A 24,369-nucleotide genomic window follows, 5' to 3' on the forward strand; every position below is an offset into this window, starting at 1 on the left:
TGAGCTGAAATGCGCACAATAGTTTGCCGGGCGACCCGGTGAGGGGCGGGCAAATTATCAAAACCCTTGTGGGGCGTTAAAAGTGACAGATAAACCAATAGTCGGGTGCTCTACGCACTCTTTTTAATCCATCGAGACGACGGACATTGGTTATAAGGATATAACGTGAAATCCATGTAATTGCACGATTAAGGTGCACGCCTTAGTACAACTATGCTTCCGGACTTAGTCCGTCCTTCGTATTCGCCGTCTTTATTGCGGTTCAAGTGAGTAATGCCCGTACCTTCGGCATTCATCAGCCAGATTCCGTCGGGTGTAGGCGACCAACTTGCGGGGTTTTCTCCCAGCCAACGACTGGCGCATTCCACGTCACCGCCCAGGGCGCTGGCGTTTTCAATCAGGTCCAGCGGACAAACCTGGTCTTGCTGGTGCAACTCCCAGTGTCCCGCCAGCTGTGCGGGGCTGGGTAAAATCAAACTGCTTGCCATGGCTGTGGCTCCTGCCGACATAAGCAACCCCAGGAAAACCCGGCGGGCTGCGGTGCGATATCTGTTCATGGGCGCTTCCTTTCATGCTCCGGCACCTTCGCCCGTTTGCAGGGTGGATGCAAGGGCAGAGAGCGGTGCGCGCGCACCGCTCTCCTTTACGCCTGAATCAGGCCACGATGTCGCTGACTGCTGCCTGGCCTACGGTAGTGACGAGGAAATCCGCCACGCCATGCCCGGAGAAGTCCACTGCCAACGTGCCCAGGTTGGTACCTGAGGCATAGCTGAGCACTGCGTCGCCTGCGTGACCTGTGAACGCGTTCACGAAGCTCAGGCCGGAACCTTGGGTGATACCGGTCAGATCAATCTTGTCCGAACCCGAGGTGAAGTCCAGGATCTGATCCGCCGCACCTGGCTTGGAATCGGAGCTGGCGCCGAACACAAATGTGTCCGAACCCGTACCGCCCCACAGCTTGTCCGCACCGCCACCACCGAAGATGATGTCGTTACCGGCACCGCCTTTGAGGGTGTTGGCCGCAGCGTTACCGATCAGCAGATCGTTGCCGGAACCGCCGAAGGCGTTTTCCACGGTCACACCCTTGGCAATAGAAACGTTGCCAACCAGGCCGCCAACGTCAGAGAGCGAGGTCTCATTGAGGTTGATTTTCTGGTTTTGAGTGAAGCCGGAGAAGTCCAGAGTGTCGTTACCGCCACCGTCCCATACCGAGAACACCAGTTTGTCGGCGTTCGAGGTGGCGCTGAGGAAATCACGCCCGGTATTGGAGTTGAAGCCGTAGGTGGTGTCACCTGAACGGGTTGCGTAGTTGGCACCATAGAGCTTCTGGATCGCGGCGATGTCATCGATCAGCGGACCCGACGAGTAAGCTTCTACGCCGCCTTTGGTGAAGTTCTGGCTGGTGTTGCTCTCGCTCCAGTAACTCATGACGCTGTAGCCACGTGAGTCTTGTCCGTAGTCCGCATCGTTGTAGGATGGGTTGCCAGTCCCGGCGTTGTAGTCGCCAGGGTGGGACAGGCCGAGGGTATGGCCAATTTCGTGGGTGAGCGTCTGACGACCGTAGTTGTTCAAGCCTGGATTGACGTTGGCCGTGTAGCTGTTGTTGGTCAGGTACCAGGAGGTACCGTCCGTGCCCGTCACGTTGTACTTCTCGTTGGTACCCGGCAGGTAGGCAAATGCTGCGGCGCCATCCTGGCCCCCGCTGTAGTTGCCGAAGGTCATGTGGAAGTCGCCGCCCGAGGATTTCTCGGTAAAGGTGACATTAGCCACATCCGCCCAGGACTGCATGGCCAATGCGGCCTGTGCTTTCTGGGTGGTGTTGAACTGACTGAACCCGGTGATGCCATGTTTGTTCATGGTCGCCGAGGAAGCCGAGGTCAGGAAGGTGTAGGTAAGATCGATCTTGCCGTTGCCGTCAACGTCCCGGTACGCCGCGTTTTCGCGTAGTAAGTGGTCGGCTGCCTGGTCGACAGAGAACGAGGGTTTGCCATTGACCGTGAGGTTGCCGCCGCGGTCGTATTGATGGCTAAAGCTATCGATTTGCGTATAGGCGCTACTTGCTTGAGCCGCCGATACAATAGCTTTGTCTTTTACTTTTGACATAAACGTACTTCCTTGTTTGCAAGTGGAACAGTTTTTGTCCGATAGCGACCATCTCTGGCGAGATCGTCCTATCACTCGCCTCTTATGAAGGCGGTAGAAAAACTGACACAATTCGAAATCAGTCGTCCAGCACTTTTTTCACAACAAAAATGCGCTGGATCAACAACTCCCGCAAACACTGGCAAATGACTCTGAATATTCCTTTGTCTTGAGCCTCCATTGGGCTAAACAGGTGCAAACCTGTATTTAAATATTAAATACTACTAATGCCTTAAGTGTTAAGCCGCTCACATTCAGCGGCCAAATGGATCCAATATATTGTTTGGGTGCACTAAGAAAGTGCCACCGTGTCATTACCAATGATTAAACAGCCACTACTTTTAATAGTATTGACAGTGTGCCCCCTATTACGGGGACACACTTACACAGCGTGTAGCCGCTGCCGAGGTACGAGGCTGCGATGGGTGGCGAAGCGACCCCGAGGGCGCTCCTGCGGACCGCATCGCAGCCTCGTGCCTCGTCAGCGGCTACAGCAGACGCGTACGCCAACCTGTTGTGCGTAATGCCCCGAGCAGTGTCTGCCCATCGAGCCCTGGCACCAGAACCCCCTCGTCGGTCTCCATGTCTTCCCCGGCGAGGATCGCATTAATGATCGCTTCCTCTACCGCCTCGGCGGCGGCACTGAACAGCGGCGAAATATGATCGTTATTGACCATTGCCAACGGCGTGCTGAACGGCAAGCCCTTGCGCCCATAGTCCGCTGGCGGCAAATCCTGGTTGCCGGTGGCGAACGCGAGAAACAGGTCGCCACTGGAATCCTCGGTGCCGCCGCCCGTGCGAGCAATGCCGATAGACGCCCGTTGTGCCAACCGCTGGCACTGATGCGGCAGCAAGGGCGCGTCGGTGGCGAGAATCACCACGATCGAGCCCATGCCCGGCGTGCCGCGCTCGGCAAAGGGTGAAGGAATTTCCATCAAGTGACGCCCCACCGGGTAACCATCCACCCGTAACTCTTGACGTTTGCCATGATTGGCCTGAACCAGCACCCCCACGGTCCAACCGCCCTGCTCCGCCGATAACCGGCGCGACGCCGTGCCGATACCGCCCTTGAACTCATGGCAAATCATCCCGGTACCACCGCCGACTGCGCCCTCCTGTACCGGGCCTGCTACAGAACCGGCCAAGGCTTCGCGCACATGCTCCGGGCCAACATGCTGGCCCCAGATATCATTGAGCAAGCCGTCATAGGTTTCCATCACCACCGGCATGCACCAATACACCGCAGGGTCCGCCAGCTTTTCCCGCTCCAGGGCAATCAAGGTGTCGCGCACAATGCCGATGCTGTGGGTATTGGTGATCGCCAGCGGCGTGGTCAGCAAGCCCGACTCGCTGATCCACTCCAGACCGGTGGCGTCGCCGTTGCCATTGAGCACGTGGTAGCCGGCAAAGCACGGTTGTTGCCGGGCCTCACCCGCCCGAGGCTGGATCACCGTTACGCCGGTGCGGACCTGTTTGCCATCGATGCGGGTCTTGAGCGTACTGTGGCCAACCCGAACACCGGGAACGTCGGTAATGGCATTCAATTCACCGGGCGTGCCCAGACCCAACGTGATGCCCAATTGACGTGCGCGCATAACCACTCCTTACAGTTTCTGGAACGCCGGACTCAACCGGCCGCTGATGCAATACAAAATCACCGACAGCGCCAACAAGCCGATGATAATCATGATGTCCCGGGCCGAAGCCTCAAGGATCAGGGTAAACAATAGATAGCCGGCCCCCAGCACCGCCAGCAATGCCGGCAATGGCCACAGCGGCATGCGATAGGGATGTTCGCGATCGCGCAGCAGCGCCCGGCTCATCAGCGCACTCAGGGCCACCACCAGGTACACCAGCATGATCAGCAGCACGCTGAAGGACGTCAGATCCGCCAGGTTGGAGCTGAAACTGAGCAGCGCCGACGGAACCGCCAGGAACAACGTCGCCAGCCACGGTGAGTCCCAGCGCGGATGAATGCGGGTGAACAGTTTATTGATACTGGGCGTCCACAACGCATCGCGGCCGCTGCTGAATACCACCCGGCCGATCTGGATGACGATGGCGACGATGGCATTGAACACCGACAGGAAGATCCCGGCGCTCACCAGCCGTGACAAGGTCTCATTGCCGTGGCTGGTCAACAAGTAGCCGATAGGATCGGGGCTGCTGATCATGGCACTGAGGGACGGCGCGCCAATCAACAGCGCGGTGATCGGTACTAACTCGATCACCACCACCAAACCCAGGGACCACAAAACAGCTTTGTGTACACCCTTGCCGCCGCATTTCATGTCTTCGGCCAGCAGCACCGCCGGGCCGTAACCATTGAACGAGAACAGGCCGATGCCCACCGCGCCAATCACCAGGGCCCAGGGTGCCAGGTGCAACACACCGTTTTCGACAATTTGCGGTTGGAACAACACGCTGGCCGGCTGCACCGGATTGCCGAAGCCGATAAACACGATCACCAGCAACGCGGCCACTTCCAGCAGCAAGCAAGTGCCCGTGATCCAGGCATTGAGCTTGATATTGAGAATCCCCAGGGCGTAGCTGCAGACCACGATTACCAGGGCCACGGTTTGTGAGTCGAATTGGGTGCCCAGGGCATTGTTGAGGTACGTCGCGGCGCCGGTGGCCAGCACCGGCGGGATAAACAGCAGCATCACCAGCACCGTGAGGAAGGTCGCGTAGCCGGCCATGCCGCCGAACACGCGCTTGGCGTAAACGTATTCACCCCCGGCGCTGTTATGGGCACGGCCCAGTTCGGCGTAACAGAAGGCGAACATCAGCGCGAGCACCGCCGCCATCACGAACGCCAGGAACACCCCGCTGCCGGCCTGCTGGATGGCGAATGGCGCAATCACGAATACGGAACTGGCCGGGGTCACCGCCGAGACGGTAATCGCGACAACGTCGAACACGCTCAAGGTGGGTTTCAACACGCCGTCGGGCGCAGGGGAAGCACTCATATCGTTATCCTCGTGATTATTGTTGGTATGAGGCAGAAACGAAAAGGGATGGCTGCGCGAGATATGTTTCCCGCTGGCTGTCAGCGAATCTAGACCCTGTATTCCACGCGGCCAATTCCCCTATTGGAGTACTCCCCTTGACGGGAACCGGTAAAAGTCGAAACCTTGCGCGATCTTTTCGCCGTCGGAGCACCGTACATGAGCCTGTTCAGGGAAGTCGGCATGCACGCCGGACTGGGTCGAACCGTGTCGCAGATCGGTACCGAGCGCTTCTGGAAGCAGTTGATCCTGTTGTTGCACCAATGCCTGCCCTTCGACAATGCCCTGGCGATTTTCTACCCCCTTGAGGGCGCACCCGAGGCGCTGGAGGAATACGACGCCCAACCCAGCAACAAACCCACACCGATGCTGATTTACCTCAATGGTTTGTACTTGATCGATCCGTTTTTCCAGGCGTGTCGGGACGGCTACGCCAGCGGTGTGTACCACCTTGAAGAAGTGGCACCGGATCACTTTCGCCAAAGCGAATACTTCCTCAATTACTTCCACGACAACGTGTTGGAAGACGAGGCGCAGTTCATTCTGCAATTGCCGGGCAGCGGGACCTTGTCCCTGTCCCTGGGCATGCAAAGGATGTTTACCCCTGGTGAAACGGGACTGCTGACGACCCTCTGCGCCTGGGTGCTGCCGTTGATGCAACAGCATTGGCAACAAAGCACCCAGCGGGCGCCGGCGCCAGACGCCATGGCCAGCCAGATTCGTGATGCCTTGAGTCATTTTGGCAGTGGCGTGCTGTCAGAGCGCGAGCTGGAAATCGCTCGCCTGGTATTGCGCGGGTTTTCTTCCAAGGCCATGGCCGAACGCCTGAGCATCTCACCGGACACGGTCAAGGTTCATCGCCGGCATCTGTATGCCAAGTTGGATATCTCGTCACAACCGGAGTTGTTTTCGTTGTTTATCCAATCGTTGGGGCATGATCTGGAGAACCCTTAGCCTCGGCGTCGCATCCTACGCAGCCTCGCTGGCGCTCGACAGCTGCTACGGGGATCAGATGGAACTACCCCACGTTTGCCAGGTGAAGTTCAAGACGGTATCTACGCCACGCACCTCGTTCGTAGCAGTTGTCGAGCGCCAGCGAGGCTACGTAGGCCACACCACACACATAAAGCCGTCCCCCTCACCTCACAACCACCACACATCCCAAAGCGGATAATCATGAACCCGCCCTACCAACCCTGCTCGAACCGGATTGCAAACTACATAACGAGCAAAGTCCTTCAAGTCTTCTTCACGACGCATGCCACGGTCGTGGTAACCCTTCTGCCAAAGCGGCCCCTTGCGACCTAGAGCGCGATTGACCACCAGGCTGCTTCGCGATTTTATTCGGCACATCAATTCCGCCAGCGTCTTGCCCTGAAGCTGAACCAGCCAATGAACGTGATCCGGCATGACAACAAACGCCAGAGAGTTCCCCCATTGATCTTCATGTGCCTGACGCAGTTGCTTCACCAACAGCCGCCCCAACTGCCAATCCTCAAAAATCGGTTCTCTGTGGTAAGTCACAGCGGTCAACAGATACACGCCACCCACCTCTGACGCCCGCCCGATCCTTAATCGTCCAGGCTTGTTCAATACAGGCATTCCTTGCCTCCCGCTCAATATCAGGAGGAAAGGAAAGTACCTGCTTTGCCGCTTAGGCAGAGGTGCAGATGAACAACGAAATATTGCCGATCAGCGCCCCGTACGAATGGTGTTCCACACCCGCGTGCGGATCCGGTCGATATTCAGCGGCATCGCTTCCAGCGCAAACAACTTGCCCATCATTTCCGGACTCGGGTACACCTTGGTGTCGCTCTTGATCGCCGGGTCCACCAGGCTGTCGGCCGCTGCGTTACCGTTGGCGTAGTGCACATGGTTCGTGATGCTGGCCATCACGTCGGGGCGCAGCAGGTAGTTCATGAAGGCATAACCGGCCTGTTCATCCGGGGCATCCGCGGGCATGGCTACCATGTCGAACCAGATGGCAGCGCCTTCCCTGGGAATGTTGTAGCCGATCTTCACGCCGTTCTTGGCTTCGGTAGCGCGGCTTTCGGCTTGCAGGATGTCACCAGAGAAGCCGACCGCCACGCAGATATCGCCATTGGCCAGGTCGCTGGTGTATTTCGAGGAGTGGAAGTAACTGACGTAAGGCCGCACTTTCATCAGCAGCGCTTCAGCTTTCTTGTAGTCCTCGGGGTTCTTGCTGTGGTGTGGCAGGCCCAGGTAATTCAACGCGGCCGGCAGCAGTTCCGGACCGTTGTCGAGGATGGCAACCCCGCACTTTTGCAGCTTTTCCATGTATTCGGGCTTGAAGATCAGGTCCCAGGAGTCCACCGGGGCGTTGTCCCCGAGCACGGCCTTGACCTTGTCGATGTTGTAGCCGATGCCGGTGCTGCCCCACAGGTACGGGAAGCCGTGGGCATTGCCCGGGTCGTTGTTTTCCAGGGCCTTGAGCAGCACCGGGTTGAGGTTTTTCCAGTTGGGCAACTGGCTCTTGTCGAGTTTCTTCAGTGCCCCACCCTGGATCTGCCGGGCCATGAAGTGGTTGGACGGAAACACCACGTCATAGCCGGATTTGCCGGTCATCAACTTGCCGTCGAGGGTTTCGTTGCTGTCATAGACGTCGTAGGTGAAAGCAATGCCGGTTTCTTTCTGGAAGCTCTTCGTGGTATCCGGGGCGATGTAGTCCGACCAGTTGTAGATTTTTACCGTTTCAGCGGCCTGGCTGAGGGAGGCCACCAGCAACAGGGGCAACAGGACAATGGGTTTCATGAGTCGATTTCCTGGCGGTTATAGGGCTGTTTTTATGGCAGGCGATCAAGGATCAAAGGTTTACAGAATCAACACGTAGGTCTTGCGCACGGTTTCCTGGATGTCCCAGATACCGGTGCTGTTGGCGGGCAACATGAGTGCATCACCGGCTTCGATGTGCAGGGTTTCGCCGTTGTCCGGGGTAAAGGTGCAGCGGCCCTGGATGAAGTGACAGAACTCCTGGGCGACGATCTGGCGACGCCAGCGCCCGGGGGTGCACTCCCAGATGCCGGTTTCGACGCCATCGCTGCGCTCCACGCTCAAGGTCGAAGCCACGGCCACCGGAGTGCCCAGCGGTGCGGCAACGGGAGCGGAGTCCGGCAAGTGGGCACTGAGGGTGTCTTTGAATTGAGTGATGCTCATGGTCATACCTGCAGTAGTTGAAACGACTTAGTGCATGAAGCCTTCCATGAACCCCGCAACCCCGCTGGCTAACCGGCGGCGCCAAGGCGCGCTGTCGGGGTTGGCCAAGGTCTGATCTTCGTGGACAAAGCTGCGAATGATCGCGTTGTAGCCCAGCCAGCGGCAGGGTTCCGGTTCCCAGGCCTTGAGCGCGTCCAGGGAGCCTTGAGGAATAACCCATGGCTGGCTGACCAGCGGCGTGTCGAGGCCCAGGATCATGTCCGCCAGGGTCCGGCCACCGAGATTGCTGGCCCCTACTCCCTCACCGCCATAGCCGCCGGATAAAGCAATCCCTGCCTTATGATCACAGAGCATGTGCGGCCTGAAGCGCCGGGACATGCCCAGGTTGCCGCCCCAAGCATGCGTGATGCGTACGCCCTTGAGTTGGGGAAACAGCTCGCTGAACAGGTAGCGGCGCAGCTCCACTTCACTGTCTGTCAGATCGAAGCTGTGCCGCAGCTTGCCGGCAAACTGATAGCCGCCACGGGCACCGAACACGAGACGGTTGTCCGCCGTGCGCTGGCCATAGGTGACCTGGCGGCTGCTTTCGCCAAACGCCTGGCCTCGGCTCAGGCCGATTTCGTCCCAGGTGCTGGCGGACAGCGGCTCGGTGGCGACGATCAGGCTTTGTACCGGCAACTGATAGCGCCCCAACGGCGCCAAGGTCGTGGCATAGCCCTCGACTGCCGGCACCACCCAGGAAGCGCGGACCACGGCCTTGTTGGTGCGCAAGCTCCCGGACTGCCAGTGGGTCACCGGGCTGTTTTCGTAGATATTGACGCCCATTTGCTCGACTAGCCGCGCCAGAGCGCGCACCAGCTTGGCTGGGTGAATAGTCGCGACATGGGGGGCGTAAATGCCGCCGTAAGGCTTGGCGATGCGAATCTGCTCGGCCAACTGCTGCGGGCTCAACCAGCGGTAATCCTCTTCGGTGAGGCCCTGGGCATGGAGCTTTTTCAGGTATTGACGCAGGCTGGTTTCCTGCTCCGGATAGCGGGCAGCGCAGTACAGCACCCCGCCCTTGCGGTAATCGCAATCGATGCCTTCACGCTCGATCACCTGGGCCACTTCATCGGGGATGCCATGCAGCAAGTCGAACGACGCCCGGCGTTGCTCGGGGGACAAACCCGCCAGTAAGCGGTCTTCCCCCAACAGATTGCCCATCAACCAGCCACCGTTGCGGCCCGAAGCACCAAAGCCGGCGGTTTGCGCCTCGATGATGGCGATCTTCAGTTCAGGAGCCTGGCGCTTGAGGTAATAGGCGGTCCACAGCCCGGTATAACCAGCACCGATGATCGCCACATTGACGTCCAGGTCCTGCTCCAGAGGCGGACGCGCCACCAGCGGCTCGTCCAACTGGTCCATCCATAAACTGATAGTGCGCCACGCCGGCATACCCAACTCCACCACCTAAAATCGATGGTGTGATCCTAGTGCCTGACCTCAGGGAGCGTCTTGCGCGCGTGCACGCAGGGAAATTTGTTTGACGTAGGCCTTGGGCGACAGGCCGGTGTGCTGGCGGAAGCAGCTGTAGAAGGCCGACAGGGAATTGAAACCCGCGGCAAAGGCCAACTCATCGATGCGAATCGGCGGTACGGCCGTGTCCAGCGTCGCAAGCAAATGCTGCAAGCGTGCCTGGTTGACGTAGCGGTAAAAGCTCTGCCCCAGCACCTGGTTCAACAGGTAGGAAATCTGGTTGCGGCTGTAACCACACTCCTTGGCCACCTGTTGCAGGTCCAGCTCCGGGTCCAAATAGGGTTGCTGGCGCTGGAAGTACTGCTGCAAGTCGTTGGCCAGGTAACTCAACTGTTGGGGCGACAGGCCCAGGCGGCTGACGGTCGGGCGCTGCGCCTGGGAGCGCGTACGACTGGTGGGTTGCTCATGCACCAGTGATGCATATTCATTGACCCGCCAGATCAAACCATCGCGCACGGTGATTGCTTCACTGGTGCGAAACGACACCAGGCCCTGACTCCCCCGCAGGGTGATGCGGTATTGAATGAATGCCGTGTCGCCGTCGACGCGGATACGATCACTGTGCTCAATGGCTTCGTCAGGGCCGCGGGGCATGCTGGCGCGCAGGTAATCACGCAGCTCATCGAAGCCCACGACGCGGTTCTGGAAGAAGTCGTGATACTGGATAGCCGGGTGGTAGTACGCCATGACGCCTTCCAGGTCCCGGCGCTTCCAGCAAAGATGATGGCGCAGGACGATCTCGCCGGTGGCCTGGGCTTGGTGGGAATCATCGTCTGGGGCGATGTCGGGCATAAAACGCTCTGAGGCTGGCAAACGTACGAGCTTGCCGAACTTTTCCAGGGGCTTCAATGGCCAATTGACGGTTCTGACTAATGGCCTATCGCCCAAAGCTCTGTGGGATATGACGCACATCAAATGAATGGATGACAACCGCCGAACGGGGCCAAAAAACTGCCCTGGGTGTTGCGAACGAATGCTATTTTTAGCATTCGACAGCCAAGACCAGTGACGGTCATGGCGCCCCTGCCGCGAGCTAAAGGAAGCGCTCAATGAACAAGGTGGGCAACATGAATAAAGTGACATTCCCCAACGCCTGCCAGCTGATGCGCTGGCATTTTCACCCGATGGGCTTCGAGGCGAGCATGGACACTCCCGCCAGCATGATCGCTCGGCTGTTTGATCGAGCCTCCGGCGAAACCCTGATCGCCATTGCCGGCATTCCCTGCGCCACAGTGATGAATGCGGCGGATGTGGAGCGGATTATCGAGGCCGTCGAGGACGAGCTGGAGTCGTTTGTGCCGCCGCTGTCCCTGCGGGCTTGATTTCGGTAGGAGCGAGCGTGCTCGCTCCTACCGTTTTGATCCGCGCTGATCATCAAAAAACACCTTGCCCCCCGCAATACGATCCGACGCCTTCGGCACATTCACCCCTTGGGCGTCCTGCCCTTCGATATACCAATAGCAGTGGCTTACCGCCCGGGTAATACCCACATAGGCCAGGCGCAAGACTTCGTCCTTTTGCGCAGAGTCGTAAGCGTCGGCATCACCTTCCTTGCCCAGTCCCGCCATGCGGTACACCTGATTCTTGTAAGGCGAACTCGTCAGATGCTGGCAATCCCCGAGCAGGAACACGGCGTCCGCCTGCAGCCCTTTAGCACTGTGATAGGTCAATTGCTTGAGCCGACGTGCTGCAGGCGGCAAGCTCGAATCAAGATTAACAACGGATTGAATATGCTCTTGAATCAATAGCTTATCGCTACTTTTTCGATAGAGCATCAAGATTGAATCGCCCTGTTGGTAATGCACCAACAGCTCCCGGCCCAAGGCCGCATCGTCACGGTCGCGCACTACCACAGGCACCAAGGCCTTCGCCGCCCCACTCGCCTTGGCCTTCTTGCCACTGATGGCCGGTGCGGCCCGCACGATATGCTCAGCGGCATCAATCACATATTGATGGCTGCGGTAATTCTCCCCCAACATCACCCGGGTCGTAGCGGGTGACGCAAACTCCTTGTTGAACTCCATGAAGTATTTGGGTGAACTGCCGCGCCAGCCATAGATCGACTGCCAGTCGTCCCCCACGCACAACAGCGAAGAACGTTGCGCCCCACGGCCCACATGCATCGCCGGGCCACGGCTGCGAATCTCCCGCAGGCTGGCGCGCAGCCACGAGACGATCTGGGGTGACACATCCTGGAATTCATCGATCATCAGGTGCGACATCGGCCGCAATAGCCCGTCACTGAGCAACTTCAGGTTTTCCGGGGTATTTTCGCCAAACAGCGAGAACATCCGGTTGTAGGTCATGATCGGCGGCGATTGGTCCAGCAAGTGATCTTCCAGGGCCTTCCAGAAGATGCTCAAGGCTTCAAAGAAGAAACGGTCCGGGTCGTCCTTGGCAAAGCTCATTTGCCCCACGGCGGTGGGTACATCCAGGCCCAAGTTTTCGATAAAGCCGGCAGCCGTGACAAAGCTGTCCAGCAGTGGTGCCGACGCCAGCTCGCCCTTGACCTTGTAGTCGAAGCCCGGCCCAGCGGTTGCGTCCCCTGCCAGGCTGCTCAACAGACGCTTTGATGACTCATAACTTTCCAGCCATATCAAAGGCTTGCGACAGAAAGCTTGAAACAGTGTGCGCTTAACCGCCCACTCCGCACGCACCGACAGTTTGGAACCTGGGCGACTGATCTGGGCGTTCTCACGCGGGTCGAAGCCCAATACCACCCAGGCATCCAACTCAGCGATATAGCCGTGGCAATGGAACTGCGCCCCGTTGATCTCCAGCGTCTGCCGATTCTGCTCGATGCCCTTGATCGGCCAGGCGCCGGCACGAAACCACAGGTCTTCGATCACATCGCAGAGCTCTTCATCGCGCTTGGCGGCCAGCTCGGTCACCGCTACGCGCTTCTGCACGTCAGGGTGGTCGCGCTCCAGCTCCTTGAGTTGCAGGGCATGGCGTGCCAAGGGCGCTATCAGCTCACGGAACCGCTCATGACGAGTGTGGAGCCCGTGATAACAGGCGTTCAGTTGCTGGCGCTGGGTATCGTTGATGCGCAGTTCGAAGGGGTTGCTGTCCGCCTCATCAAAACCGGCTTCAGTGCGGGCGTTGAGGTTTTCAAACGCCTGCAGCCGCTCAAAGCCTGGCAGGCTGCGCACCATCGGCAAGATACGCGAATGGAAGGTGCGCACTACCGCCTGCGCTTCTTTCATGCCAAGGGGTTGGCCCCACAGATTGAGAATTTCCATGAGCTTGTTGATGAAGTCTTTGCGCGACTCCCGGGTGAACGTCACCACGGTCATCGAGCTCAGTTCAAAGCCCAGGTAATGGGTGAGCAACAAGATGCGCAGTACCAGGGAGGTAGACTTGCCCGCACCGGCGCCGGCAATCACCGAGGTGGACGGCGTATCGCTGAAAATCATCTTCCACTGGGCAACGCTCGGTTGCGCATGGGCAGGCAGCAGGCGCGCCACATCGGCCTTGATGCGTTTTTTCAACTCGGCGGTGAGCGGCAGGCGCCAATCATCGAACAGGTGGTCATCCACGCGCGGCGCACTGTGTTCATCGGGACGGAAGTCGCGAATCAGCAGGACTTGGCGGCCCTCCTCGATGCCGTCGAGCTTGCCTTCCTGATAGCCATACTCCACGCCTGCCGTGTGCCCGCTGCGAAAACCGTCGGCCTGGCCGTGCAGCCAGGAGAAACGATGCTGGGCGCGCAGGCGCGTCAGGCCGTGGCCGAATAATCGGGCGGCGAGCCGTTTCAACAGGGGCATTTCGGCCAGGGGCCGCAGTTCGGGCGGAAGATCGGGGGTGTGTTGCGGCACGCGGACTCCTGCGATAAGGCGGTAAAAGCAAAGGCCTATGGTCGCCGGAAACCTTCGCCAGTTCCAGCCAATTGCTTTGTGTTCATGCAGTTAGGCGATGAAGTGAAGATAGGGTCTAAGTAGTGGCATCTGGAAAACATCGAATTGACTGATGAAATTCAGGCAGTTTTTACGCTTTTTATCGATATTGGTCTATTGGATGATGAGACCATCAACAGGAGACGATCATGCTTGAACTTCGACCTTTCAACTCCCTGGGCGGCGCTCACCACGGCTGGCTGGATGCCCATCACCACTTTTCATTCTCCGAGTATCACGACCCCGAGCGCATGCACTGGGGCAACCTTCGGGTATGGAACGACGACATCATTGCTCCGGGCACCGGCTTTCCAAAACACCCGCACCGGGACATGGAAATCATCACCTATATCCGTGAAGGTGCCATTACCCACGAAGACAGCCTCGGCAACAAGGGCCGTACTGAAGCGGGTGACGTGCAAGTAATGAGCGCGGGGACCGGTATCGTTCACAGCGAATACAACCTTGAGGCCACGCCTACCAAGCTTTTTCAGATATGGATCATTCCCAATGAAGCCGGCTCCGCGCCGTCCTGGGGCGCCAAGCCGTTTCCAAAAGGCAATCGTGAGGGTTTTGTGACCTTGGCCAGTGGCAAGGCTGACGATAGCCAAAGCCTGCGGATTCGGGCGGATGCGCGGTTGGTCGCGGCCAACTTGAAAGCCGGGGAAAGCGCCGAGTATCGACTGGACAGCGGGCGCCGGGCGTATCTGGTGCCGGCTACGGGGGTCATTGAAGTCAATGGCTTGCGTGCGCAAGCTCGAGACGGTGTCGCCGTTGAGGATGAGCAGGTGTTGCGGGTGACGGCGATTGAGGACAGCGAGATTGTGTTGGTGGATCTGGCTTGAGCCAATGTGGGCTGGGTTCGGCTTGTCTGCGATGGCGGTGTGGCAGTTGCTGGATGGGGTGAGTGGATTCACTCGTTGCGGTGGGCGTTGGGGGGCATATCCGTTGCTGCGGTCATGGCGGCTATTGGTTTCGCCCTTACGGCGACTCACTTTGCAAAAGCGGCAAAGTAAGCAAAACGCTCTTGCCCCACCACTCGGCACCTCGCTAGTGCTCGGTGTGCCTTCTCTCCGGCATTACTCCGTGGGCCGCCGCAATGGGCCATCCCTGGCCCAGTGCGGCTAAACCGGCGTCCTGCCGGTTTACCCACGGACCAATGCCTACGTTCAGCCAGCGTGGTTTAACGGGGCGCCCAAGATCAAAAACAGAGCGAGGCGGCCTGGTAGCCGACCTATTCTTTGAAGCGTATGCGTTTCTTCCTCCCCACCCTCACGTAGCAGCTGTCGAGCGCCAGCGAGGCTGCGTGCTCTTGATCTGATTTTGATCTTGATCTTGATCTGAGGTGCCCCGTTAAACCACGCTGGCCGAACGCAGGTATTACGCAGTGGGTAAACCGGCAGGACGCCGGTTTAGCCGCGTTGGGCCATGGATGGCCCGTCGCGGCGGCCCACGGAGTAATGCCGGAGTGAGGGCACACCGAGCCTAGGCGAGGTGCCGAGTGGTGGGGCAAGAGCGCTTTGGTTACTTTCGACTGGGCCGGCATTCCGGCTTTTCGAAAGTGACCCGCCGTAAGGGCGGAACCATAAGCCGCCGTTACCGCAGCAACGGATACCCCCCTACCCAATCAGTTGGACGAAATAGCCCCATCCACCAACACCTGCGCCTCTTCCACCAACCGCTTAAGGTGATCCTCACTAACAAAGCTCTCGGCATAGATCTTGTAGATATCCTCAGTCCCCGATGGACGCGCAGCAAACCAGCCGTTTTCGGTCATGACCTTCAACCCGCCAATCGCCTGATCGTTGCCCGGCGCATGGCTGAGGATCTGCTGAATGCTCTCCCCGGCCAATTGCTTGGACGTCACCTGCTCCGGCGACAGCTTGCCCAGCAAGGCTTTCTGCGCCGGCGTAGCCTTGGCATCAACCCGGATGGCAAACGGCTCACCCAACTCGTCCGTCAGGCCTCGGTAGATCTGGCTCGGGTCCTGGCCTTTACGGGAAGTCATCTCAGCGGCCAGCAAAGCCGGAATCAAGCCGTCCTTGTCAGTACTCCAGACGCTGCCATCCTTACGCAGGAACGAGGCGCCCGCACTTTCTTCGCCACCAAAACCCAGGGAACCATCGAACAAGCCGTCGGCGAACCATTTGAAACCCACCGGCACCTCATACAGACGACGGCCCATACGTTTGGTAACCCGATCAATCAAGCCGCTGCTGACCACGGTCTTGCCCACGGCCGCATCGGCGCGCCAGTCGGGACGGTTCTGGAACAGGTAGTCGATGGATACTGCCAGGTAGTTGTTCGGAGCAAGCAAGCCACCAGACGGCGTGACGATGCCATGGCGGTCGTGGTCCGGATCGCAGGCGAACGCCACGTCGAAACGTTCCTTGAGGCCGATCAAGCCTTGCATGGCGTAGCTGGAGGACGGGTCCATGCGGATCTGACCGTCCCAATCCACGCTCATGAAGCGGAAAGTGGCGTCGACTTCGGTGTTCACCACGTCCAGGTCAAGACGGTAGTGCTCGGCAATCGCTGACCAGTAGCGCACGCCGGCGCCGCCCAGCGGATCGACGCCCAGGCGCAGGCCAGCGCTGCGGATCGCGTCCATGTCGATAACGTTGATCAGGTCCGCCACATAACTGTTGAGGTAATCGTGACGGTGAGTGGTGTCAGCCTTCAGTGCTTGCGCGTGGGTGATGCGCTTGACCCCGGCCAGCTTGTTGGCCAGTAACTCGTTGGCCTTGGCTTCGATCCACTTGGTGATGTGGGTATCGGCCGGGCCACCGTTGGGCGGATTGTACTTGTAGCCACCGCTTTGCGGCGGGTTGTGGGACGGCGTGATGACGATGCCGTCCGCCAGGCCGCTGGTACGACCACGGTTGTAGCAAATGATGGCATGGGAAATCGCAGGCGTCGGGGTGTATTCGTCACCTTCGGCGAGCATCACATGCACCCCATTGGCGGCCAATACTTCCAGGGCACTGGCGCCGGCCGGGGTCGACAAGGCGTGAGTGTCCAGGCCAACAAACAATGGGCCGTTGATGCCTTGGGCTTCGCGGTACAGGCAGATAGCCTGGCTGATGGCAAGCACATGCCATTCGTTGAAGCTCAGGTCGAAGGAACTGCCACGGTGCCCGGAGGTACCAAAGGCCACGCGTTGAGTGGAGATCGCTGCATCAGGCTGGCCGGTGTAATAGGCCGTTACCAGTCGCGGGATGTCCACCAGCAACTGAGCTGGTGCCGGTTTGCCCGCAAAAGGACTGAGAGTCATGCATAAACCTCTGATAGAGAAGAATTCGGGAAAAGTGCAGTTTACTGGGAGTTTGACTACTGCGCGACGATATCGATCCTACAACAACTGGTAACTTCTGACATTTCCTCACAGTCACCCAACTTGCGCCTGTTTTAACGCCTGAGCCAGCTCAATCAGGGCAAGGTCCAGACTGTGCTGCCCGTCAAAGCTGTGGCTCAACCGCAGGTGTTGTTGATGCAAGCCGTTGACGCTGAACAGTTCGCCCGGCGCAATCACTACCTGTCGGCCAAGCATGTGCTGGAACACTTGGCGCATGTCCACGGTTTGTCGCGAAGATAACCAGAAAGTCGCACCGGCCACCGGCATCCGGTAGCTGACCCAATCAGCCAGGTGCTCATCCAGGCGCTGGCTCATGAAGGTCGCCTGCTCTTTCAATAAGCGCCGCAGCGCCTGCAGGTGTTGGTCAATTCGCCCGGTTTGATAGAGCCGGGCAAGCGCCCGCTGGCGGATTGAAGAGAGGCGAAATGCCCGCAGCAGAAACTGGCGCTGCAACTCTGCACTCAAGTAGCGAGATAACAGATAGCCATAGGGCGCTTCCGGGCCGAGCACTTTCTCGAACGTGGAAAACACCATTAACCGTTCGGGGTTGACCAGATCCCGTAACGCCGTCACCGGTTGTTCAACGCCCAGATCACCCTCGATATCGTTTTCCAGCAGCCAGCAACCGTACTGATCCAGCAGGCGCACCACCTGCAAGCGTTCACCGTTGGACATGACCGAGCCGGCCGGCTGGCTGACTCTGGATGAGAGCAACGTCAGGTGCACCGACTCGTTGCGTAGCAGCTGTTCAAAGGCCGCCAGGTCCAGGCTGCCATGAAGGTAGGGCAACTCAATGATGCCCACGCCAGACTCTTGCAACAGCCGCAGGATCGACCAATCGCAGGGCGACTCCACCACAATGGTCGCGCCCTTGAGGCCCAGTACTTCAATCAGAATCTCCAGAACACCCCGCAGGTCGGCGCCAATATAGACGTCATCTGCCTGCCAGCAACGGGTCGGTGACGAGGTGTAGCGCGCCGCCAACGCTGCCCGCAGTTCCCAGACCCCGCATGGCTGTGACCAGGGCTGCAAATGGCGCGGGTACTGGCGCACCAGTTCACGCTCCAACAGCAGCAATGGACCGTCCAGGGACAACTGCAGTGCCGGCTCGTCTGCGCTCAGCACCAGCATGCCCGGACGACGGGTGCCGGCATACAGTCGCTCCAGCAGGTCACCCCCCGTACACCCGGCTGGCTGAGTGGGCACCGGCCAGGCGTAGTGGCCAGACTTGGTCACCGAGTAGATCCTGCCCTCCTTCTCCAACAAGGAATAGGCGTACTGCACCGTCGAGATCGAGACATTCAGGCGGCCCGACAATTGCCGCAAGGAAGGCAACTTGACCCGGGCGTCGGTGCCGACCTCGTTGATCAGGTTGATCAGATAGCGATAGACCGCCTGGTAGGCGAAGTCCGTTTGCCGATCGCCCTTGAGGATCATCTCCGCCCCCTTGCACAGACCTGCAATGCCAACCGCTTAACGCCCTGACAGCCGATGGTCCTGCGCCTTGCCACTCGCCGGGACAGGTGCTTCACGCCGTCCTTCGGCGACGGCGCCAGGTCGCTTGCGATACAGATGGAGCACCAACGGCATCGGCAAGCCGCTGATATGGGTGATCCAGTTTTGGAGCATATCGGCCACAGGCTTGCCCTGAAGCGCCTTGTGTAATTCAGGGAGCGCCACCAGCATGCCTGGGTGACATTGACGCAAAAAGCTTTCGAGCCGTTCGCCATGGTGGATAAAGGGCGAAAACAACAAACAAATCAGTTGGCTTTCGTCCAGGCCAAAGAATTCCTGCGCATAAGTTGCCGACAGGATGCGTCCGTCCTGGGTACCCGCCTGGGCGATCATGTTGCCGGGGATACTTTTATGCGATATGAACAGTCCCGCTTCCTGCACGAAACCATCGACGCCAGATGCGTAATCAAGCTCGCGCAAACACTGGGCCTGTAGACCGCGCATGTGCGCCATCAACAAGGGGTTCGCACAGGCCGGATTGCTGAAGTGAAAGCCAAACGTGTCCACCTGGTAACTCAGGAACTCGGCCAGCAAGGGGGTGAATTCTTTATTCAAATCGCTGATCAGGTCGGCGAGGCCAATGTAGGACAAATGGCGATGACTGTCCTTGCTCGGCGAGTCAGGCTTTACGTGATGCTCGCCATAAACGTCCTGGTAATAGCCAGTGCTCCATTCATCCATGCAGGCAAACAAGGTATTGAGCGCGACTGGCCAGCGCTCAGGCACGGACAATCCCGCGGCCTGTGCGGTTTTTTTCAGCCACGCCAGGTATTGCCGTTGCTTGCGTGATGAGTCACCGCTGACCAAGGCGTGCACGCCGCCGCCCCACGAGGTGACACGCTGATAGAAATCACCCAGGGCCAGGTAGCTGTCATTGCACAATGTCGCGCGAATATCCCCTGACGTCAGGTGGCCGATCATCAACATATTGCGCCGGCTAGCTTCCTGCCCCGCACTGGAAGCCGGGCGCAAGGGATTGAACGCCAACACTTCCTGGTTCTCCACCATCAGCAGCTCTACGCGCGGATCATCATGGAAAAACAGTGCGCTGTAGCCACGTTGAATGGTATCCAGCGCGGCCTGTGTCATGCCGGCGTGTCTCAGTGTCGCGACACGCAGTTGGAAGGTCCTGGGGGATCGCCCGGCGATGGTCAGTTGCGCAGCGCGCAAAAACGCCAAGCTATAGCTGCTGCTCTTGCCCGCGCCATGAGCCACGAGCACTTTATAGTCGCCAATCTGTTCAATCCCGCCGGCCGCCACGATTAATCGTTGAATCAGTAACTGAAGTGCCGTGCGTTCAGTTCGGGAGAAGTGCCCTAAGAGGCGCTGCAATACTTGTTGATAAACATAGTTCATGGCCTGCTCATGAATAGCGCTCATAGTTTACTACCTGAGTTTAAGTATCAGTTTCGAGCACCCGTTAACGGAGCTTCTCGACTGTTGTTTCCATAAGAATAACGTCCATTGCGAGACGTATTGGTTGCCAAAGATTAGCACCGCAGAACCGGACAAAAAGTGGAGGGTGCTGGGTGACAAGCCCTCTGGCGCACAAGAAAAGCGATAGACAAACGCAACAGCAGCGCTTCACTGGGAGCCCTAAGAATATTCCGACAGCCTCCTACTCTGGTTTAACTCACAAACTAAAGAAGTGTCTGACACATCTAGCCAAAACAAGTTAATTGATAGTTGTCGTTTCGATTTAAATACCCGTGACGCACATCCGCACCCTTGGCTCTGCGGATAATTAATTTTGACACGCCCAGGTTGCAACTTGAGACGGCGGTTCATTACTCAGTCCTTGAGATGAAAACAACTCGGCAATTATCAGCGCCTGAATAATGATTAACAGATACAGAATTGGCGTATAAACCAGTTCAGATGAAGGAAAGGAAAAACAGCAGATACCCACAAACAACGACGCCGCACTGGGATTCAGGGCGGCGTCAGGGTCGGGCATATCATTTACGGGGGGGACGCGCGGGGTCAGTTGCTCAGCACCCAGGCGGATTCAAGCCTTTCAAATGGCACATTTGCCCCATTCACAGCACTGGGGCAATAGCCGTTTACGAATTTTCCCACAGGTCAAACAGCTTCTACCTGCAATGCTACACGCTCACGGCACGGGCATTCGTCCATATATCGGTGAGCCTCGACGAACTGGCTGAACGGAAACACCGTCGTCTTCAATGGCACCAGCACCTTGTCAGCGGTCAGCTGATTGATGTCACGCAACGCTCGTTGCAGCGCCACCTGGTCCTGGATGATGCCCAGTTCCGGCTTGCCGGTGAAGTTACCGATGCAGTGCACAAAGAACTGAATGTTCTTCTGGAACGCGGCACAGGCCGGGAACGGCGTCTGGTTACCACCTTGCAGGCCATAGAGCACCAGGCTGCCACGGGGTGCCAGGACATCGCCCAACAGCGACATCTGCGGGCCACCCAGACCATCGAACACCACATCGACACCACGGTTGTCGGTGAACTTGTTGATCTGCATCAGCAAGTCCTGCTCTTCGGTGACAATCACCTTCTCTGCGCCCAGGGACAGCAGGTATTCACGTTCATCAGCCGTCTTGGTCGCGGCAATCACCCGCACACCCAGGGCTTTACCCAGTTGCACGAACGAAGGGCCGGCACAGTGACTGGCGTCCGTCACCAAGGCAAATTGCCCGGGTTTGACCCGCGCCAAATCGATATAGGCAAAGTAGGCAATCAACAGTGGCGTGTAGTGCACGCTGGCCTGCACCGGGCTCAAGACATCCGGGTAACGGGTCAGGGCCGAACGGGGCAGGACGATCTGTTCGCCATACACAGGGTAGTCATTGGGGCTTTCGGCCGGAAAGCTGGCGACCTTGTCACCCACCTTCAAGTCGTCGACGCCCTCGCCCACGGCAACCACCACACCGGCCATTTCATGGCCCAGGCCGGATGGCAGGCGTGCTTGGGACGACGCCAGGTTCTGGCGCCAGAGAATGTCGTACCAGCTGATGCCAATCGCTTCGACACGCACCTGCACTTCGCCCGGTGCGGGCTTTGCGGCTGCATGCTCTTCGCATTTGAGCACCTCGGCCGGACCAAACTTGTGAAAACGGATCGTGCGGGACATCGCAAACCTCGTCAAAGTAACCTCTAATGCCACGAACTTTATCTGGGCTTTGGGAGCAAGGCCATCGGTCGCCGTTAATAGTCGACATGCCTGTCATTGATTCCGCAGATGAGGAAAGCAGCTCTATCTACGTAGGAAATCTCAATTAGCCGGTGCAGAGTAGCAGCCTTTCCCCGTAAGATTCATGCCGGCCATTGTTCTCATGTGGCCGCTCTCGTCAAGTTTGCTGACTCTTCCAGGACACAAGATGAACCGCAACGACCTACGTCGTGTCGACCTTAACCTGTTGATCGTATTCGAAACCTTGATGCATGAGCGCAGTGTGACCCGCGCCGCCGAGAAACTGTTCCTCGGCCAGCCGGCCATCAGCGCCGCCTTGTCACGCCTGCGCGGGCTGTTCGATGACCCCCTGTTCGTGCGTACCGGCCGCAGCATGGAGCCTTCGGCCCGGGCCGTGGAAATCTTTGCCCTGCTCTCCCCGGCCCTGGATTCGATCTCCACGGCGGTCAGCCGTGCCTCCGAGTTCGACCCGGCCACCAGCACCGCGGTGTTTCGTATCGGCTTGTCTGACGATGTTGAATTCGCGTTGCTGCCCCAGTTGCTCAAGCGCCTGCGGGCCGAAGCCCCGGGAATCGTGCTGGTGATACGCCGCGTCAACTACATATTGATGCCAGGTTTGCTGGCCTCCGGAGAAATCTCCATCGGCGTCAGCTACACCACCGACCTGCCGGCCAACGCCAAGCGCAAGGTGCTGCGGCGCAGCAAACCCAAGTTGCTGCGGGCGGACAGCATGCCCGGTGCATTGAGCCTGGATGACTTCTGCGCCCGCCCCCATGCCCTGGTGTCCTTTGCCGGCGATCTGAGCGGATTTATTGATGAAGAACTGGAAAAGCTCGACCGCAAGCGCCACGTGGTGCTGGCCGTGCCTCAGTTCAATGGATTGGGCACACTGCTGGCGGGTACCGATATCCTGGCCACCGTGCCGGACTACACCGCAGAAGCGCTGACCGCTGCGGGAGGGTTACGGGCGGAAGATCCGCCGTTGCCGACGCGTACTTTCGAGTTGCATATGGCTTGGCGTGGTTCCCAGGACAACGATCCGGGGGAGCGCTGGTTAAGGTCGCGGATTCAGATGTTTTTTGGCGACCCGGATAGCCTGTAACACCGGCAGCTCCTCAATTTGGAGTGGCAACTACCCCGGCAATGTTCCTTGCGCCCTCTGCAACAGTCTTTTGTTATCAACCATATTGATAGCACCCTAACGAAAGCCCCATCCTAGAGGGCTCGATTCGCGCTTATATCATTCCGAATGATAGTTACCTTTGTTTCATTCGATTCGTGAGATAGCACCTCGCCGAGCATGATCCGCCCATCTCAAATACATTGGCGGATGCACCTCATGGAACAGTCACTCAAACATTTGCGCTATCCCCTGGCCATTTTGGCCGTGCTGGTGATGAGCGCATGCGGCAAGACCCCTGACCAAGCGGCCGCCATGCCACCGAGCAAAGTGAGTGTGGCAAAAGTCATTGAACAACCTGTCAACGAGTGGGACGAGTTCACCGGTCGTCTGGAAGCCCCGGAGACCGTGCAAATTCGTCCGCGCGTGTCCGGCCAGATCGACCAGGTCGCTTTCACCGAAGGCGCACTGGTCAAGAAAGGCGACTTGCTGTTCCAGATCGACCCGCGCCCGTTCCAGGCCGAAGTGCGCCGCCTCGAAGCCCAGTTAGCCCAAACCCGCGCCGCAGCGACCCGCAGCGATAACGAAGCCCAGCGCGGCGAACGCCTGCGCCAGAGCAACGCGATCTCCGCCGAACTCGCCGACTCGCGCACCACCGCCGCCCAGGAAGCCCGCGCCGCTGTTGCCGGGATCCAGGCGCAGTTGGACCTGGCGAAACTGAACCTGAGCTTCACCCGCGTCACCGCCCCTATCAGCGGTCGTGTCAGCCGTGCCGACATCACCGCCGGCAACCTGGTGACCGCCGACGTCACCGAGTTGACCAGTGTGGTTTCCACCGACAAGGTCTACGCCTACTTCGACGCCGATGAGCGCGTGTACCTCAAGTACACCGAACTGGCTCGCCAGGGTCGTCGTGGCACCACCACCCCGGTGTACCTGGGCCTGTCCAACGAAGACGGCAACCCGCACCTGGGTCAGATGAACTTCGTCGACAACCAGGTCAACCCGGCCACCGGCACCATTCGTGGTCGCGCCGTGTTCGACAACACTGACGGACGCTTCACCCCCGGCCTGTATGCACGCCTGAAACTGGTGGGCAGCGGCACCTACTCCGCCGTGTTGATCAACGACGAAGCGGTCGGTACCGACCTGGGCAAGAAGTTCGTGCTGGTGATGGATGGCGACAACAAATCGTCGTACCGCGCCGTGGAACTGGGGCCGAAGATCGAAGGTTTGCGCATCGTGCGCAGCGGCCTGAACAAGGACGACACCATTATCGTCAAGGGCCTGCAGCGGGTTCGCCCGGGATCGCCGGTAGCCCCGGAAACCATCCCGATGGCCAGCAAGGAAACCCTCGCCGCATTGGCACAACAACGACAAGCGCTTGAAGCCAGCAACCTGGAGCAAGTGGCGCCGGATAAAGCCGCGCCCAAGCTCGCAAGTAGCGCGACTCCACGCGGTTAAGGGACAACACTCAAG

At 58.7% G+C, this 24,369-nt stretch carries 19 protein-coding genes; 5 read left to right on the forward strand and 14 right to left on the reverse strand.

Annotation, left to right across the window (positions count from 1 at the left end; all coding sequences use genetic code 11):
• Positions 1-188: 188 nt before the first annotated feature.
• The 4 genes from J7E41_RS12665 to J7E41_RS12680 all read right to left on the reverse strand — a co-directional run bounded on the left by J7E41_RS12665 (position 189) and on the right by J7E41_RS12680 (position 5,111).
• The gene (locus J7E41_RS12665; protein WP_214993350.1) at positions 189-557 is read right to left on the reverse strand and encodes a protease inhibitor Inh/omp19 family protein; all 369 of its coding nucleotides are present in this window, start codon (positions 555-557) and stop codon (positions 189-191) included.
• Positions 558-654: 97 nt separating this feature from the next.
• On the reverse strand, positions 655-2,103 hold the full coding sequence (locus tag J7E41_RS12670; protein ID WP_214993351.1) for a serralysin family metalloprotease: 1,449 nt from the start codon (positions 2,101-2,103) through the stop codon (positions 655-657).
• Between the two features lie 527 nt (positions 2,104-2,630).
• The gene (locus J7E41_RS12675; protein ID WP_214993352.1) at positions 2,631-3,737 is read right to left on the reverse strand and encodes a P1 family peptidase; all 1,107 of its coding nucleotides are present in this window, start codon (positions 3,735-3,737) and stop codon (positions 2,631-2,633) included.
• 9 nt (positions 3,738-3,746) lie between these two features.
• Positions 3,747-5,111, reverse strand: coding sequence for an APC family permease (locus J7E41_RS12680; RefSeq protein WP_214993354.1), 1,365 nt, complete (start codon positions 5,109-5,111; stop codon positions 3,747-3,749).
• 198 nt (positions 5,112-5,309) lie between these two features.
• Between J7E41_RS12680 and J7E41_RS12685 the strand changes: the two genes are divergently transcribed.
• Entirely contained in the window at positions 5,310-6,104 is a 795-nt protein-coding gene (locus J7E41_RS12685; protein ID WP_214993357.1) for a helix-turn-helix transcriptional regulator, read from the forward strand.
• A gap of 189 nt (positions 6,105-6,293) precedes the next feature.
• Here the strand turns inward: J7E41_RS12685 and J7E41_RS12690 are convergent, their stop codons facing one another.
• From J7E41_RS12690 to J7E41_RS12710, 5 genes are all read right to left on the reverse strand, one after another.
• Positions 6,294-6,752 (reverse strand): REP-associated tyrosine transposase, encoded by a 459-nt coding sequence (locus tag J7E41_RS12690; RefSeq protein ID WP_214993359.1) that lies wholly within the window; start codon positions 6,750-6,752, stop codon positions 6,294-6,296.
• Between the two features lie 90 nt (positions 6,753-6,842).
• Complete coding sequence (locus J7E41_RS12695; RefSeq protein ID WP_214993361.1) at positions 6,843-7,922, reverse strand: polyamine ABC transporter substrate-binding protein; 1,080 nt, start codon at positions 7,920-7,922, stop codon at positions 6,843-6,845.
• A 60-nt stretch (positions 7,923-7,982) separates the two neighbouring features.
• Positions 7,983-8,324 (reverse strand): cupin domain-containing protein, encoded by a 342-nt coding sequence (locus J7E41_RS12700; protein WP_214993363.1) that lies wholly within the window; start codon positions 8,322-8,324, stop codon positions 7,983-7,985.
• Positions 8,325-8,351: 27 nt separating this feature from the next.
• Positions 8,352-9,758, reverse strand: a complete 1,407-nt coding sequence (locus J7E41_RS12705; protein ID WP_214993365.1) for an NAD(P)/FAD-dependent oxidoreductase — start codon at positions 9,756-9,758, stop codon at positions 8,352-8,354.
• Positions 9,759-9,806: 48 nt separating this feature from the next.
• Positions 9,807-10,631 carry a helix-turn-helix domain-containing protein gene (locus tag J7E41_RS12710; protein ID WP_214993367.1) on the reverse strand — a complete coding sequence of 275 codons (825 nt, stop codon included), beginning with the start codon at positions 10,629-10,631 and terminating at the stop codon, positions 9,807-9,809.
• A gap of 257 nt (positions 10,632-10,888) precedes the next feature.
• On the opposite strand from J7E41_RS12710, the gene J7E41_RS12715 reads away from it, so the two are divergent.
• Positions 10,889-11,161, forward strand: coding sequence for a DUF1652 domain-containing protein (locus tag J7E41_RS12715; protein ID WP_214993370.1), 273 nt, complete (start codon positions 10,889-10,891; stop codon positions 11,159-11,161).
• Positions 11,162-11,188: 27 nt separating this feature from the next.
• On the opposite strand, the gene J7E41_RS12720 is transcribed toward J7E41_RS12715, so the two are convergent.
• Positions 11,189-13,657: a UvrD-helicase domain-containing protein gene (locus tag J7E41_RS12720; RefSeq protein ID WP_214993372.1), complete on the reverse strand. Its 2,469-nt coding sequence runs from the start codon at positions 13,655-13,657 to the stop codon at positions 11,189-11,191.
• Between the two features lie 227 nt (positions 13,658-13,884).
• Between J7E41_RS12720 and J7E41_RS12725 the strand changes: the two genes are divergently transcribed.
• A complete protein-coding gene (locus tag J7E41_RS12725) occupies positions 13,885-14,580 on the forward strand; it encodes a pirin family protein (protein WP_214993374.1) in 696 nt (231 codons plus the stop codon).
• Between the two features lie 782 nt (positions 14,581-15,362).
• Here J7E41_RS12725 and pgm read toward each other — a convergent pair.
• From pgm to J7E41_RS12745, 4 genes are all read right to left on the reverse strand, one after another.
• A complete protein-coding gene (pgm, locus tag J7E41_RS12730; protein ID WP_214993376.1) occupies positions 15,363-17,009 on the reverse strand; it encodes a phosphoglucomutase (alpha-D-glucose-1,6-bisphosphate-dependent) in 1,647 nt (548 codons plus the stop codon).
• 114 nt (positions 17,010-17,123) lie between these two features.
• Positions 17,124-18,527, reverse strand: a complete 1,404-nt coding sequence (locus J7E41_RS12735; RefSeq protein ID WP_214993378.1) for a PLP-dependent aminotransferase family protein — start codon at positions 18,525-18,527, stop codon at positions 17,124-17,126.
• Between the two features lie 36 nt (positions 18,528-18,563).
• A complete protein-coding gene (locus J7E41_RS12740) occupies positions 18,564-19,985 on the reverse strand; it encodes a hypothetical protein (RefSeq protein ID WP_214993379.1) in 1,422 nt (473 codons plus the stop codon).
• A 702-nt stretch (positions 19,986-20,687) separates the two neighbouring features.
• Positions 20,688-21,710, reverse strand: coding sequence for a zinc-dependent alcohol dehydrogenase family protein (locus J7E41_RS12745; protein ID WP_214993380.1), 1,023 nt, complete (start codon positions 21,708-21,710; stop codon positions 20,688-20,690).
• Between the two features lie 247 nt (positions 21,711-21,957).
• On the opposite strand from J7E41_RS12745, the gene J7E41_RS12750 reads away from it, so the two are divergent.
• Positions 21,958-22,872, forward strand: a complete 915-nt coding sequence (locus tag J7E41_RS12750) for a LysR family transcriptional regulator (protein WP_251029475.1) — start codon at positions 21,958-21,960, stop codon at positions 22,870-22,872.
• 237 nt (positions 22,873-23,109) lie between these two features.
• The gene (gene mexE / locus J7E41_RS12755) at positions 23,110-24,354 is read left to right on the forward strand and encodes a multidrug efflux RND transporter periplasmic adaptor subunit MexE (RefSeq protein WP_214993381.1); all 1,245 of its coding nucleotides are present in this window, start codon (positions 23,110-23,112) and stop codon (positions 24,352-24,354) included.
• Positions 24,355-24,369 lie beyond the last annotated feature (15 nt).

The organism is Pseudomonas fluorescens (genome assembly GCF_018614655.1).
Classification (GTDB): Bacteria; Pseudomonadota; Gammaproteobacteria; order Pseudomonadales; family Pseudomonadaceae; genus Aquipseudomonas; species Aquipseudomonas fluorescens_BX.